Here is a 14,646-nt window from a genome sequence, read left to right on the forward strand (position 1 = left end):
ACGCAATCCGGAGCTGAAAAACTTCTGGCCGATGGCGAAAGTATCGCCTTCAAACATTATGCCGCGAAAGCAAGACTTCAACCAAATCATTAAATCGATTCAGCTGGCGTTAAGTCACAAAACGATTAATTTCGCGCATCGAAATAAATGTGCTGCTTAAATACCAGACCCTGTGGGGCTGATCAATGGCGGGAGAGTAGAAAGTTTGACGTACTCCACAAAAAAGCACCTTAACAGGTGCTTTTTTGCGCAGATTTAAGCGAGGGCGTTACTGCTGCAATTCTTTCTCGGTAAAGAGATCCGCAAACAGTGCGGTACTCAGATAGCGCTCACCAGAAGAAGGCAGGATAACCACAATATTCTTATTGGTAAAGGCCTCGTCTTCCTGCAATTTCAGCGCAGCAGCCACGGCAGCACCGGAGGAGATCCCGGCCAGAATGCCTTCATCTTCCATCAGGCGACGTGCAGTGCTGATCGCTTCTTCATTGGTGATGGTGACCACTTTGTCGATTTGCTTCAGATCCAGGTTGCCCGGAATAAAGCCCGCGCCGATACCCTGAATTTTATGCGGGCCTGGCTTGAGCTCTTCGCCCGCCAGCGCCTGGGTGATCACCGGAGAATCAGTCGGCTCAACGGCCACGGTCACCAGGTCAGTTTTACCCTTGGTATTCTTGATATAACGGCTCACACCAGTCAGCGTACCGCCGGTACCCACGCCAGAAATGAACACGTCGACCTGACCATCAGTATCTTCCCAGATCTCCGGGCCTGTGGTCTTTTCATGAATTTCCGGATTCGCCGGGTTGCTGAATTGCTGGAGCAGCAGGTATTTTGCCGGATCGCTGGCAACGATCTCTTCGGCTTTCTGGATCGCGCCTTTCATGCCTTTTGCGCCTTCGGTCAGCACCAGATTTGCGCCCAGCGCTTTAAGCAGCTTACGGCGTTCAATACTCATGGTTTCAGGCATGGTCAGGGTCAGTTTGTAACCGCGCGCGGCGGCAACGTACGCCAGCGCGATACCGGTGTTACCGCTGGTGGGCTCGACCAGTTCGACGCCCTGCTTTAACACACCACGTTTTTCGGCATCCCAAATCATATTGGCACCGATACGGCATTTGACGCTGAAGCTTGGGTTGCGGGACTCGACCTTCGCCAGGATGCGTCCATTACCGATGCGGTTCAGTCTGACCAGCGGCGTATGACCGATAGTCAACGAGTTGTCTTCAAAAATCTTGCTCATAGCCCGTCCTTAACTGTATGAATTTTGGGAACGTCATCAGCATACGCGGTTAAGGAATATGCGGAAGTACGGATTTCGCATATCTATATGCTGATGAGAAATAATGGTGATAAGTATGGAATAAGAAGTGGAATAATCCACTCAGTGCCAGCGCGCATGTTTTGAGCGATAACAATCAACCCACATCGCCGTCGCACCGCAAACCGCGACCGGCATAATGACCAGGTTCAGTACCGGGATCAGCGTAAACAGGCTGGTTAGCGCGCCAAATTGCATATTTGTCGCCTTTTGCGCGCGCAGGGCAGTGCGCATCTCTTTAAACGGCACTTTATGGTTGTCGAACGGGTAATCGCAATACTGAATCGCCAGCATCCACGCGCTGAATAAAAACCACAGCACCGGGGCCAGCGTCTGCCCGATTCCAGGGATGAAATAGAGGATCAGCAGTAGTAGCGCGCGCGGGAGATACCAGGCCAGCTTTTGCCATTCACGCTTCATAATACGCGGTACATCTTTGACGATACCAAAAATACCCGTATCCGGCGGTGTGGCTCCGGTCAGACGCGCTTCAAGCTGTTCTGCCAGCAGTCCGTTAAAGGGGGCTGCAATCCAGTTCGCTATAGTAGAAAAAAAGTAGCCAAAGACCAGTACCACGGACACCACGGCAATCGGCCAAAGCAGATAGCTCAGCCATTGCAGCCAGTCGGGGACATGGCTCATCAGGGAAGGGATCCAGCTATCCAGCTGGCTGAATAACCAGAAAAAGGCGCAGCCTATCAGCACGATGTTGACCAGCAGCGGCATGATAACGAAGCGACGAATGCCGGGCAGGGTGATGAGCTTCCAGCCCTGTGAAAAATACCAGACGCCACTGCGCGGTGTGGTTGCAGATGATAAACCCATATGAGGCTATACTCCTTTTATCAAGCCCTGGAAAGTATCGGGCTACAGTATCCGTTTATACCCGATGTCCTTCAAGTGACAGCAAGCGTAGCCGCATCCTGATGTCATTCAGCGGTAAATTGCACTGACCCGTTCGGAAATGTTCGAAAAAACAGCAAAAAGCACGATTTTATTCATCTTTATGCGGTGAAAGTCATGTGCACACTTGCACTTGAGGTAATCGGCAAATACTCTTAGTGAGTAAATGTTTGCCGTGGTGGCAAGGTGTTAGAACAACAGAGAATATAATGATGCAGGATTTGCGTCTGATATTAATCATTGTTGGCGCGATCGCCATACTTGCTTTACTGGTTCACGGTTTCTGGACCAGCAGGAAAGAGCGTTCGTCCATGTTCCGCGATCGCCCACTGAAGCGCATGAAGTCGCGTCGTGACGATGATGAATCCTTCGATGATGAAGGCGAAAATGACGTCGATGATGGCGTGGGTGAAGTGCGTGTTCACCGGGTGAACCCTGCCCAGCATGCCAGCCAGGAGCAAGAAGCTCCTCGCCAGCCTCAGCACCAGTACCAGCCGCCTTATGCGTCTGCACAACCGCGCCCTGCGGCACCGGTACAGCGCGAAGAGCCTGTCATGCCGTCATCGCCGTCATCGCCGCCAGTGCAACAGCAGCAGCCACAACCGCAGCCCGTTACGCCTCGAGTTGAACCTCAGCCTGTTCAGCAGCCTGCGCCGCAACCTGCACCTGCGCCTTCTTATCAGCCAGAGCCCGAACCTGCTCCTGCGCCAGCACCTGTCGTAGAAGAGCCCGTTGCCGCTAAACCAAAGCCGAAAGAAACGGTTATTGTTATGAGCGTGGCGGCGCATCAGGGCACTGAGCTTAATGGCGAACTGCTGATTAACAGTATCCAGCAGGCCGGATTTATGTTTGGCGATATGAACATTTTCCATCGTCATCTTAGCCCGGACGGTAGCGGACCGGCATTGTTCAGCCTGGCGAATATGGTTAACCCGGGTACGTTCGATCCGGAAATGACCGGTAACTTCAGCACCCCGGGTGTGACTATCTTTATGCAGGTGCCGTCTTATGGCGACGAGCTGCAAAACTTTAAGCTGATGCTTCAGTCTGCGCAGTATATCGCTGATGAAGTCGGTGGCATGGTCCTTGACGATCAACGCCGCATGATGACGCCGCAGAAGCTGCGTGAGTATCAGGACAGAATTCGCGAAGTAAAAGACGCCAACGCCTGATTTTCATCTGAGCGTCTGAAACCCCTCCTGAACCCCCGCCTGTCGGGGGTTTTTATTATTGATGGTGCGTTATGGAATCAATCGAACAACAACTGACTGAACTGCGAACCACGCTTCGCCACCATGAATATCTCTATCACGTCATGGATGCGCCGGAGATCCCAGACGCCGAATATGACCGCCTGCTGCGCGAACTGCGTGAGCTGGAAGCCTTGCGCCCGGATTTGATTACCCCGGATTCGCCCACGCAGCGCGTCGGGGCCGCGCCGTTAAGTGCATTTACTCAGGTGCGCCATGAAGTCCCGATGCTGTCGCTGGACAACGTCTTTGATGAAGCGAGTTTCCTGGCATTTAATAAACGGGTGCAGGACAGACTCAAAAGTACCGATGCCTTAAGCTATTGCTGCGAACTGAAACTCGACGGCCTGGCGGTCAGTATTCTGTATGAAAATGGCGTGCTGATCCGCGCCGCCACACGCGGTGATGGCACAACGGGCGAGGACATCACAACCAACGTGCGTACGATCCGCGCTATTCCGCTGAAGCTGCACGGTGACAACATTCCGGCCCGCCTCGAAGTACGCGGTGAAGTCTTTTTGCCACAGGTTGGGTTTGAGAAAATCAATGAAGACGCCCGCCGCAACGGGGGGAAAATCTTTGCAAACCCTCGTAATGCCGCGGCCGGTTCACTGCGCCAGCTTGATCCCCGTATTACGGCGAAACGACCACTTACTTTCTTCTGCTACGGCGTAGGCATTCTTGAAGGCGGAGAGCTGCCGCGTAGCCATCTTGGGCGCTTGCAACAATTCAGGGCCTGGGGGTTACCGGTCAGCGAACGCATTCGGATTTGCGATACCCCGGAAGCGGTGCTGGATTTTTATCATCAGGTTGCCGCCGACCGCCCGACGCTGGGCTTTGATATTGACGGCGTGGTGATCAAGGTTGATTCGCTGGATTTACAGGAGCAGCTTGGCTTCGTCGCCCGCGCGCCGCGCTGGGCAGTAGCCTTTAAATTCCCGGCACAGGAGCAAATGACCTTTGTGCGCGATGTGGAATTCCAGGTCGGGCGTACCGGGGCCATAACGCCGGTAGCGCGGCTGGAGCCTGTGCAGGTAGCGGGCGTGCTGGTCAGTAACGCCACATTGCATAACGCCGATGAAATCGCCCGCCTTGGGCTGCGTATCGGTGACAAAGTGGTGATCCGCCGCGCGGGAGATGTTATCCCGCAGGTGGTGAACGTGATTGAATCGGAGCGCCCACAGGAGACGCGTGAAATCGTCTTCCCGGCGCAGTGCCCGGTATGCGGTTCAGACGTGGAGCGGGTGGAAGGCGAAGCGGTCACACGCTGCACCGGCGGCTTAATCTGTGGTGCACAGCGCAAAGAGTCTCTGAAGCATTTCGTCTCCCGCCGGGCGATGGATGTGGACGGCATGGGCGATAAAATTATCGACCAGCTTGTTGAGAAAGAATACGTCCATACGCCTGCCGATCTCTTCACTCTCACGGCAGGTAAGCTGACAGGGCTTGATCGCATGGGGCCGAAGTCGGCGCAAAACGTGGTCAATGCGCTGGATAAAGCCAAAGACACGACTTTTGCCCGCTTCCTCTACGCGCTGGGTATCCGTGAAGTGGGTGAGGCAACAGCGGCTGGCCTTGCAGCGCACTTCGGCACCCTTGAGGCGCTGGAAGCAGCATCCATTGACGATCTGCAAAAAGTCCCTGACGTTGGCATTGTCGTGGCGACGCACGTGTTTAACTTCTTCGCCGAAGAGAGTAACCGTGAAGTCATTCAGCAGTTGCTTAAAGAAGGCATTCGCTGGCCTGCGCCGCTGGTGGTTAACGCCGACGAAATCGACAGCCCGTTTGCCGGGAAAACCGTGGTGCTCACCGGCAGCCTGAGTCAGATGTCACGCGATGATGCCAAAGCGCGGTTAATTGAACTTGGCGCAAAAGTGGCGGGTAGCGTCTCGAAGAAAACCGACCTGGTCATTGCTGGTGAAGCGGCAGGTTCTAAACTTGCCAAAGCGCAGGAACTGGGTATTGAGGTTATCGACGAGGCGGAGATGCTCCGGCTGCTGGGCGCGTAATATGGATAAGGCGCAACTGATTGAGATTGCCAATACCATCATGCCGTTCGGTAAATATAAAGGCCGCAGGCTGATCGATTTACCGGAGGAGTATTTGCTCTGGTTTGCCCGCAAAGATGAATTTCCTGCCGGGCATCTGGGTCAGTTAATGGCATTCACTTTGTTAATCAAAAGCGAGGGGCTGACGCATCTGGTGCAGCCCCTGAAGCGGCCTTAACCCTTTGCAGCGTGGGAAGCAGCGGCTTCCTGCGCCTGTAATTTCTCCGTCTGGCGCTTATAGCGACGCGCCATCACCGCGCAGACCATCAACTGGATCTGGTGGAATATCATCAGCGGCAGCACCATCATCCCAATCACTGACGTCGGAAAGAGAATGTTCGCCATCGGGATACCATTGGCGAGACTTTTCTTCGAGCCGCAGAACACGATGGTAATTTCATCGGCCTTGTTAAAACCGAAACTGCGTGCAGCCACAATATTCACCGCAATCACAATCGTCAGCAGCACCAGACTGACAATAACGATAAACAGCAGCGAACCGACGCCGACTTTATGCCAGATGCCATTGACCACGGCCTCGCTGAAAGCGGAATAGACCACCAGCAAAATCGATGTCTGATCGGTTTTGGAAATCCACTTTTTATTCCGGGCCACAAACGCTCCTGTCCACGGTCGGGAGAGGTGTCCGAGGACAAACGGCAGCAGCAGTTGCAGCATGATCTTACCGACCTGTTCCAGGCTGCCTTCCGCGCCGTGCATATCCATCACCAGCCCCACCAACAGCGGCGACAGGAATATCCCCAGCAGACTGGACGCTGACGCTGAACAGACCGCCGCCGCGACATTACCTCCGGCCAGCGATGTAAAAGCGATCGCTGACTGAACGGTAGCGGGCAGAATACAGAGGTAGAGAAAACCGGTGTACAACTCCTGGCTGACATTTACCGGCTTCCACCAGGCAAAAAGCACACCCAGTACCGGGAACACCACAAAGGTGCTGCACATCACCCACAAATGCAGCCGCCAGTGGCTACCACCCGCAATAATGGCCTCGCGGGAGAGTTTTGCGCCATGCATAAAGAAGAGCAGCGCAATCGCCGCCGTCGTCAGGCCTTCGAAAAAGGGCACAAAACCGCCGCGTGCCGGAAAGAAGGAAGCGAGTAAGACGGTGACAATCAGCGTCAGGGTAAAGGGATCAAGGATGCGAAAAAATTTCATAAAGTCTCCTGAAAGCAGATAACCGCATTGTGCTTTCTTACGGCGGAGAAATAAAACTGATTTATCAAGTCAGTTAACAAATGTTTAACTTTGCAGGAAATAAGATATTGCGGAAGGACAGAACAGGCCCGGCGGTTAACCGAAGCCTGAATTTTATTTACCGCCTGAGCAATCAGACATAAATATCGATTTGATGTTCGGCGGAAGGGGAATTTACGCCTTCGGTGCGGGCCTGCTTCTGTTCTTGTTTAGCCTGCGCTTCCTGTGCCTGCTGACGTTGCAACTGGGCAATTTGCGATTGCAGCATTTTGATCTGGTTCTGGATCAGTTCCTGCTGCTTACGCTTTTCGTCCGTTGTACCGCTGCTGTTAGCAAGATCTTTTAACTGGGCAGTAAGTTTGTTGATTTGCTTAGTCAGGCGAGCAATCTGCGAGGCCAGATCGTTACCACCGGATGCAGCGTCGCTGCTGGAGCCGCTCTGGACAGAGGGTGTGGATACGGAAATCGTGGTCATTCATGTCTCCTTTTGCCGTAAATAAGGATTATCGGCAGTACGCTTCAGAGCTTGAGTCGGGAAAAATGAATATAAATGAGCGCTACTGGCATTAATGCTGGAGTCGTGAACGGCAGGTTCGAATTTTTGGCTTTTGCAGATAGCAAAAAGGCACCTTTAGGGTGCCTTTTTACATTGGTGGGTCGTGCAGGATGACTCGCTTCGCTCGCCCTTCGGGCCGTCGCCGCAGGCGGCTCCGTTGTCTCACTGCGTTCGACACGAACCTGCGGCAGGTTCTCATCCTGCATATCACGCATAGCAAAAAGGCACCTTTAGGGTGCCTTTCTACATTGGTGGGTCGTGCAGGATTCGAACCTGCGACCAATTGATTAAAAGTCAACTGCTCTACCAACTGAGCTAACGACCCGAAATGGTGGGTGATGACGGGCTCGAACCGCCGACCCCCTCCGTGTAAAGGAGATGCTCTACCAACTGAGCTAATCACCCATTTCGGTACTGCCACTAATAAGAGTGTTTGAGAATGGTGGGCGATGACGGGCTCGAACCGCCGACCCCCTCCGTGTAAAGGAGATGCTCTACCAACTGAGCTAATCGCCCAATCTCAAATTCTTATCTACACTGCGAGTCTACGTAAAGTAGATGGTGGGTGATGACGGGCTCGAACCGCCGACCCCCTCCGTGTAAAGGAGATGCTCTACCAACTGAGCTAATCACCCCCGCTGTGTGGAGTCGCATTATAGGGAGAGTTGAAAATGAGTCAACGCCTTTTCTACAGATTTTGTTTGTTCGTCGTAAAATTAAACAATGCGGCAGTTAAACCATCGCGTATGCATGATTTCTAAACAAAAAGCGGATTTGATGGCGCGTTTAGAGTAACAACATTGAGGAATCAGCCCACGGTGATAGAATATTGCCCATTCTCTTTTCCAGCATTTGCCGGTTGTCGGCATCTTTATCAACGTAAGGCCATTTAATGAAAATCAAAACTCGCTTCGCGCCAAGCCCGACCGGCTATCTGCATGTCGGTGGTGCGCGTACTGCTCTCTATTCCTGGCTTTTTGCACGTCACCATGATGGTGAGTTTGTGCTGCGTATTGAAGACACCGATCTTGAGCGCTCCACGCCCGAGGCTATTGAAGCCATTATGGACGGCATGAACTGGCTGAGCCTGGAATGGGACGAAGGCCCGTATTTCCAGACCAAACGTTTTGATCGTTATAACGCCGTTATTGATGACATGCTGAAAGTCGGCACCGCTTATAAATGCTATTGCTCGAAAGAGCGTCTGGAAGCCTTGCGTGAAGAGCAAATGGCGAAAGGCGAAAAACCGCGTTATGACGGCCGCTGCCGCCACGGGCATGAACATCATGCTGATGATGAGCCTTGCGTGGTGCGTTTCGCTAACCCGCAGGAAGGTTCCGTTATTTTTGACGATCAGATCCGTGGACCGATCGAATTCAGTAATCAGGAGCTGGACGATCTGATCATTCGCCGTACCGATGGCTCGCCAACCTATAACTTCTGTGTGGTGGTTGACGACTGGGATATGGAAATTACCCACGTGATCCGTGGTGAAGACCATATCAACAACACCCCGCGTCAGATTAACATCCTGAAAGCGCTGAACGCGCCGGTACCGGTGTATGCGCACGTTTCGATGATCAACGGCGACGACGGCAAAAAACTCTCTAAACGCCACGGCGCAGTGAGTGTTATGCAATATCGTGATGACGGTTATCTGCCGGAAGCACTGCTGAACTACCTGGTGCGTCTGGGCTGGTCAAGCGGCGATCAAGAGATCTTCACGCGTGAAGAGATGATCAACCTGTTCTCGCTCGGCGCGGTAAGTAAATCTGCCAGTGCATTCAATACTGAGAAACTGCAGTGGCTGAACCACCACTATATCAACACGCTTGCGCCTGAATATGTGGCTACGCACCTGCAATGGCATATTGAGCAGCAAAATATTGATACCCGAAATGGCCCGCAACTGGCCGATCTGGTGAAGCTGTTAGGTGAGCGCTGTAAGACGCTGAAAGAGATGGCTGAAACTTGCCACTATTTCTACCAGGATTTCGCAGAGTTTGATGCCGACGCGGCGAAAAAACACCTGCGCCCGGTCGCTCGTCAACCGCTTGAAGTCGTGCGCGACAAACTGGCCGCGATCGCCGAGTGGACGGCAGAAAACGTACACCATGCAATACAGGATACTGCGGATGAACTTGAAGTGGGAATGGGTAAAGTCGGCATGCCGCTGCGCGTTGCGGTAACGGGGGCAGGGCAGTCCCCGGCACTGGATGTGACCGTTCATGCTATTGGCAAAAACCGCAGCGTTGAGCGTATTAATAAAGCGCTGGATTACGTCGCCACGCGTGAAAATCAGCAGTAATTATCAACTGCTACAGGTAAAACAAAACGGCAGGGAATTCCCTGCCGTTTTTTTATTCTTCGCTATCGGAAATATCGAGGCGCTTCAGAAATTCCCGCAGGCCTTCTCGTGCCAGAAACCGCTCCAACATTTTTTCTTCCACAGGCGTCATATTTTGCAGCACAGTGCAGATCTGACGTAAGGCCGGAGAAAGGTTGTTGTAATTGTATTCAGCAATAGGTTCCGCTGCCGATGTCAGGGAATGACGCTGGCGCATCATAGACGTTTTCATAATGAAATCGTGAACAGGTCGGTTGATGAGAATCAGTCGTGCTCTTCCGCCTTTCACACCGGGTAATTTTTCTGTTGGCCAATTTTGTTCCCGGATCCAACGATTTACTGTTTGCTTTGCCACACCGAGATACTCTGCCAGCTCTTCGGTGGTCATTTTTTCAGGAATTTTCATCATATTATTGTTGGTCGCGAATGCCGAGCCGTTGTAATAAACCACTAATTCCCTCACGCAGTAGCAGTGATGTGAGCTGTTTTTGCTCTGAGGGTGTCATTTCTTGTGCCAGAGTAGTCAGCAAAACATCGAGCGATGAATCCGTCGCTGGGGTAAAATTGATGTTTGCTGACCGGTGGGCGCTATCGATAAATTCACGTACCTTATCGTTAACATGTACGAGACGCGCTTTGCCTCCCTGAACGCCGGGTTTTGGTGACGTAACCCAGCCTTCTTTGCGTACCCATTTATTAATGGTCTGGCGACTATAGCCCGTGAGTCTTGCTAACTCTTCCGGCGTCATCCGTTCCTTGATCATGTAATTTCCTGACTACAAGTAGGGGAATTAGTTGAACATCTTATACCATCAATTTACGCGAAAGTGTGACGTGATCTGCGGCTGGTTGCGAGGATGCTCGCAATCTCATTCATTTGCATGCTTTTTCAGCGATTGACAGGGGCTGGCTGATTTTGCCGTTGACACCTGAGCAGGGAATTCATATTATGCCGCCCGTCAACACGACAGCTTTACGCATGGGGCTATAGCTCAGCTGGGAGAGCGCTTGCATGGCATGCAAGAGGTCAGCGGTTCGATCCCGCTTAGCTCCACCAAATTCTGAACCCAACAGATTTGGTCCGTAAAGTAAATTGTGGGGCTATAGCTCAGCTGGGAGAGCGCTTGCATGGCATGCAAGAGGTCAGCGGTTCGATCCCGCTTAGCTCCACCAACATTCAAACCCTCGCCAGTGGCGGGGGTTTTTTTATGCCTGCTTTTCAACCCTACATACTTAGTCAGTTTTCCTGTATTTAACGCAAATAAATCCTGGCGTGTTTATCACCTTTGTCACCGCAGGGTAATGAACGGTTTGATAACTTGCTTCACACCATAAATAAACCTATTATTTCTGGCAGATAAATTTCGCCGATTGAGATCATATAATTAACCTTAATGAAAATTAAAATATACAACCATGGAAGAGTGTTTCTTGCTGTATTCATTCTGAGCCTGGTGACGGTCTCTTTCTCTCAATACCTTTCTCCCGTATCCAGCGTGGATGGCGTCAATATTTTCCTTGCCTGGTTACCGTTAAGCGCAATGCTGTCTCTTATTTTTATTTTTGGACGCCACGCGATTGCACCCCTCATAATCAGTTTTGCTTTAGTCAATAACTGGCTGATGGATTTGACGTTAAGCCAGGCATCGTTACTGTTATTGTGTCAGTTCGTTCCGGTGCTCCTGGCGTGCGCCATCGTGCGCTGGCGGCTGGGCAACCGCTGGCGTCACGGTATGCCCAATAAAAAAATGGGCGTGCGAATATTCTGGTTAGGTTTTTTTGCCCCGGCGGCGATTAAGCTCTCCCTGTTTATTTCATCAATATGGGTGGCATATCCGGCAACATTTGCAGATTTTTTTGATTCACCATCAACTATATATAATATTATTTCCGTTCAAAGCCTTATCTGTGCAGCGCTCATTTTTTCCATGATGTTTTATTACCCGTTGCGAATGCTGGTTAATCCGCATTATGCCCGTGCATTCTGGCGTCGCAGCGTTAAATTAAGTTTCTCAGCGCACAACCGGCTTTTTACGGTAAGCTGGTTACTGGCAGTCGTCACGGTCGTTATTATTCTTTGCGCACCGTTTGAATCGAAATATATAGCGGGATATCTTGTACCAGTAATATTCATTTTATTTATGTCTGGTATTCGTCATCTCACTGCTCCGTTGATTTGTTTTAGTTGGGCTGTCACTGCATTTTTCCTTATCTCCCATAACCATAACTTTTTTCACGGTGTGCAAACCGAGTATTCCCTCGCTTTTATCCTGTCGGTGCTGATATCGGTGACCATCTGTATTCTTTATATGGCCTACATATATAATCACAGTGAATGGTTGAAGCGGGTCTGGCGATCGCAGGCTATGACCGATCCGTTAACCGGATTAGCCAATTTACGCGCGCTGGAACTGCACCTGGCTAAGCACGACTATAATATCGTTTGCTGTCTGCACCTGAATAACCTTGAGTTTCTGAGCCGGCATTACGGCATGATGATGCGCGTGCACTGTAAGCGCACCATCACGCGTGAACTCCAGCCAATGATGTTAAAAAATGAGAAGCTGTTCCAGCTCCCCGGCAGCGAATTACTGCTGGTTCTGAAAGGACAGGACCCCACGGCGCGCCTGCAACAGATGGTTAATTTCCTTAACGGGCGAAAAATTCTCTGGCACAGCACCGCCATTGATATGGAATTTGGGGCTTCCTGGGGGCGCATTGAAGGCTCTGGTGAAAGCCTGCACCATATGCTCGGCCAGTTGAGCTGGCTTTCGGAGCAGGCCTGCAAAACGCAGCACGTTATGGCGCTGACCACCAGTCTGGACGCGGTCTCCGATCAGACCACGGAGCGCGTTCTGTTGCTGCATAAAGTAAAGCTGGCGCTGGAAGAGGGCGGGCTAAAACTCTATGCCCAGCCGATTCAGAAAGCGGATGGCAGTGGATATCACGAAATCCTCACCCGCCTTATCAGTAACGGCGAAATCCTTACTCCCGATCAGTTCATTCCCATCATCGCCCAGTTTAATCTCAGCGTTCGCTTTGATATGCAGGTTGTTGAAACGCTGCTGCAATGGTTACAGGCACACCCCATGCCTTCACCGCTGGTGCGTTTTTCCGTCAATCTGATGCCCATGACGCTGATGCAGAAAAATGCCGCCCAGCAACTGATGGCGCTTTTTCAGCGCTATTGCGTTTCACCCTGTAGCGTCATCATTGAGATCACCGAGGAGCAGGCGTTTTCCCATGCTGAGATTAGCCTCCACAATATTCAGCAATTACAGGATTACGGCTTCCTGATTGCGATCGATGACTTTGGGACTGGCTACGCCAACTTCGAAAGGTTAAAGCGCCTGAATGCAGATATCGTCAAAATTGACGGCTGCTTTGTGAAGGAGATAGCGCGTGAATCTATGGACGCCATGATTGTTAAAGCGATTTGCTCGATGGCAAAAGCTAAATCACTGGCTGTCATCGCGGAGTATGTTGAAACAGAAGAACAGCGCGCAATACTGTTGGATCTGGGGGTGGACTATCTTCAGGGGTATTTAATCGGCAGGCCGCAGCCGCTGGCAGATTGAGGCGTTTATGCCCGGCAAACGTAGCGCCGCCGGGCAAATTAAAACCGGGAAGAGTCCCGGTTTTTTTATGGCTGATTACAGCACCAGTGCCGCGATAGACGCTGACAGAACGCTTACCAGCGTTGAGCCGTATACCAGTTTCAGACCAAAGCGGGATACCACGTTACCTTGCTCTTCGTTCAGACCTTTAATCGCCCCGGCGATGATACCGATAGACGAGAAGTTGGCGAAGGAAACCAGGAAGATGGACAGGATGCCTTCCGCGCGCGGGGAGAGGGTGCCTGCAATTTTTTGCAGATCCATCATCGCCACGAATTCATTCGACACCAGCTTGGTGGCCATAATACTGCCGACCTGCAGCGCTTCGTGAGACGGAACGCCCATCACCCAGGCAACCGGATAGAAGATATAACCGAGAATACCCTGGAAGGAGATGCCGAACACAGTCGCGAACAGGGCGTTCAGCGCAGAAATCAGCGCGATGAAGCCAATCAGCATCGCAGCAACGATAATCGCCACTTTAAAGCCTGCCAGAATGTATTCACCCAGCATTTCGAAGAAGCTCTGACCTTCGTGCAGGTTAGACATCTGCAGATTATCTTCGCTTTCGTCCACGCGGTACGGGTTAATCAAGGACAGAACGATAAAGGTGCTGAACATGTTCAGTACCAGCGCCGCCACGACATATTTAGGTTGCAGCATCGTCATGTAAGCGCCAACGATAGACATTGATACGGTAGACATCGCCGTAGCCGCCATGGTGTACATGCGGTTGCGGGACATTTTTCCGAGGATATCTTTATAGGCGATGAAGTTTTCTGACTGCCCCAGAATCAGGGAGCTGACTGCGTTAAAGGATTCCAGCTTACCCATGCCGTTGACTTTTGACAGTACGGTACCGATAGCGCGGATCACGATTGGCAGAACACGGATGTGTTGCAGAATACCAATCAGCGCAGAAATAAAGACGATAGGGCAAAGCACTTTCAGGAAGAAGAATGCCAGGCCTTCATCATTCATTTTGCCGAAGACGAAGTTTGTCCCTTCGTTAGCGAATCCAAGAAGTTTTTCGAACATCTCGGAGAAGCCTTTAACAAAGCCCAGGCCCACGTCTGAGTTCAGGAAGAACCAGGCCAGTAATACTTCAATGACAAGTAATTGAACAACAAAGCGAATGCGGATTTTTTTGCGGTCGCTGCTTAACAACAAGGCCAGCAACGCCACAACAGCAAGCGCCAGAACAAAGTGCAGAACGCGGGACATATTTGCTCCAAATATGAGGCAGGTTAAATTTCCGTGCACATTCTATGTAACAAGCATAAAGAAAACGAGATCAAATCCACACTATAGTAAGACCCTGTGACGGAACTCAAAAATAGTGATCAAACATACATTTCTGTTATGTTAAGTAAAGAAGCATAAAGCAGC

Annotated in this window: 12 protein-coding genes, 6 tRNA genes, 1 other RNA gene and 1 pseudogene; 8 read left to right on the forward strand and 12 right to left on the reverse strand. The window is 51.4% G+C overall.

The window, feature by feature from the left end:
- Positions 1-268: 268 nt before the first annotated feature.
- Positions 269-1,240 carry a cysteine synthase A gene (cysK, locus tag BM373_RS00665; protein ID WP_090458283.1) on the reverse strand — a complete coding sequence of 324 codons (972 nt, stop codon included), beginning with the start codon at positions 1,238-1,240 and terminating at the stop codon, positions 269-271.
- A gap of 141 nt (positions 1,241-1,381) precedes the next feature.
- Positions 1,382-2,143 carry a sulfate transporter CysZ gene (gene cysZ, locus BM373_RS00670; RefSeq protein ID WP_090458284.1) on the reverse strand — a complete coding sequence of 254 codons (762 nt, stop codon included), beginning with the start codon at positions 2,141-2,143 and terminating at the stop codon, positions 1,382-1,384.
- A gap of 287 nt (positions 2,144-2,430) precedes the next feature.
- Between cysZ and zipA the strand changes: the two genes are divergently transcribed.
- The 3 genes from zipA to BM373_RS00685 all read left to right on the forward strand — a co-directional run bounded on the left by zipA (position 2,431) and on the right by BM373_RS00685 (position 5,697).
- Entirely contained in the window at positions 2,431-3,393 is a 963-nt protein-coding gene (gene zipA / locus BM373_RS00675; RefSeq protein WP_090458287.1) for a cell division protein ZipA, read from the forward strand.
- 71 nt (positions 3,394-3,464) lie between these two features.
- Positions 3,465-5,480 (forward strand): NAD-dependent DNA ligase LigA, encoded by a 2,016-nt coding sequence (ligA, locus tag BM373_RS00680; RefSeq protein WP_090458288.1) that lies wholly within the window; start codon positions 3,465-3,467, stop codon positions 5,478-5,480.
- A 1-nt stretch (position 5,481) separates the two neighbouring features.
- The gene (locus BM373_RS00685; RefSeq protein ID WP_090458290.1) at positions 5,482-5,697 is read left to right on the forward strand and encodes a DUF3820 family protein; all 216 of its coding nucleotides are present in this window, start codon (positions 5,482-5,484) and stop codon (positions 5,695-5,697) included.
- Here the strand turns inward: BM373_RS00685 and BM373_RS00690 are convergent.
- From BM373_RS00690 to BM373_RS00720, 7 genes are all read right to left on the reverse strand, one after another.
- Entirely contained in the window at positions 5,694-6,698 is a 1,005-nt protein-coding gene (locus BM373_RS00690) for a bile acid:sodium symporter family protein (protein WP_090458292.1), read from the reverse strand. The genes BM373_RS00685 and BM373_RS00690 overlap by 4 nt on opposite strands.
- Before the next feature lie 172 nt (positions 6,699-6,870).
- Positions 6,871-7,212 (reverse strand): FlxA-like family protein, encoded by a 342-nt coding sequence (locus BM373_RS00695; protein WP_090458294.1) that lies wholly within the window; start codon positions 7,210-7,212, stop codon positions 6,871-6,873.
- Positions 7,213-7,387: 175 nt separating this feature from the next.
- A non-coding RNA gene (locus tag BM373_RS00700) (RtT sRNA) lies at positions 7,388-7,513 on the reverse strand.
- 29 nt (positions 7,514-7,542) lie between these two features.
- A tRNA-Lys gene (locus BM373_RS00705) sits at positions 7,543-7,618 on the reverse strand.
- Between the two features lie 4 nt (positions 7,619-7,622).
- Positions 7,623-7,698: transfer RNA gene (locus BM373_RS00710), tRNA-Val, on the reverse strand.
- 35 nt (positions 7,699-7,733) lie between these two features.
- A tRNA-Val gene (locus BM373_RS00715) sits at positions 7,734-7,809 on the reverse strand.
- A 43-nt stretch (positions 7,810-7,852) separates the two neighbouring features.
- A tRNA-Val gene (locus BM373_RS00720) sits at positions 7,853-7,928 on the reverse strand.
- Between the two features lie 257 nt (positions 7,929-8,185).
- On the opposite strand from BM373_RS00720, the gene gltX reads away from it, so the two are divergent.
- Positions 8,186-9,601, forward strand: a complete 1,416-nt coding sequence (gltX, locus tag BM373_RS00725) for a glutamate--tRNA ligase (RefSeq protein ID WP_090458297.1) — start codon at positions 8,186-8,188, stop codon at positions 9,599-9,601.
- A gap of 52 nt (positions 9,602-9,653) precedes the next feature.
- Here the strand turns inward: gltX and BM373_RS00730 are convergent, their stop codons facing one another.
- Entirely contained in the window at positions 9,654-10,049 is a 396-nt protein-coding gene (locus tag BM373_RS00730) for a YfeC-like transcriptional regulator (protein ID WP_090458299.1), read from the reverse strand.
- A gap of 1 nt (position 10,050) precedes the next feature.
- Positions 10,051-10,404 (reverse strand): YfeC-like transcriptional regulator, encoded by a 354-nt coding sequence (locus BM373_RS00735; RefSeq protein ID WP_090458301.1) that lies wholly within the window; start codon positions 10,402-10,404, stop codon positions 10,051-10,053.
- 217 nt (positions 10,405-10,621) lie between these two features.
- Between BM373_RS00735 and BM373_RS00740 the strand changes: the two genes are divergently transcribed.
- From BM373_RS00740 to BM373_RS21905, 4 genes and pseudogenes are all read left to right on the forward strand, one after another.
- Positions 10,622-10,697, forward strand: a tRNA-Ala gene (locus BM373_RS00740).
- Between the two features lie 40 nt (positions 10,698-10,737).
- Positions 10,738-10,813, forward strand: a tRNA-Ala gene (locus BM373_RS00745).
- 221 nt (positions 10,814-11,034) lie between these two features.
- Positions 11,035-11,952: pseudogene (locus tag BM373_RS21900) on the forward strand (MASE1 domain-containing protein); the annotation flags it as partial.
- Positions 11,953-12,006: 54 nt separating this feature from the next.
- On the forward strand, positions 12,007-13,218 hold the full coding sequence (locus BM373_RS21905; protein WP_318392108.1) for a GGDEF domain-containing phosphodiesterase: 1,212 nt from the start codon (positions 12,007-12,009) through the stop codon (positions 13,216-13,218).
- 75 nt (positions 13,219-13,293) lie between these two features.
- Here the strand turns inward: BM373_RS21905 and BM373_RS00755 are convergent, their stop codons facing one another.
- Positions 13,294-14,481 (reverse strand): NupC/NupG family nucleoside CNT transporter, encoded by a 1,188-nt coding sequence (locus BM373_RS00755; protein ID WP_090458307.1) that lies wholly within the window; start codon positions 14,479-14,481, stop codon positions 13,294-13,296.
- Positions 14,482-14,646: the final 165 nt, after the last annotated feature.

Source organism: Enterobacter sp. kpr-6 (assembly GCF_900116015.1).
In the GTDB taxonomy this organism is placed as follows: Bacteria; Pseudomonadota; Gammaproteobacteria; order Enterobacterales; family Enterobacteriaceae; genus Enterobacter_D.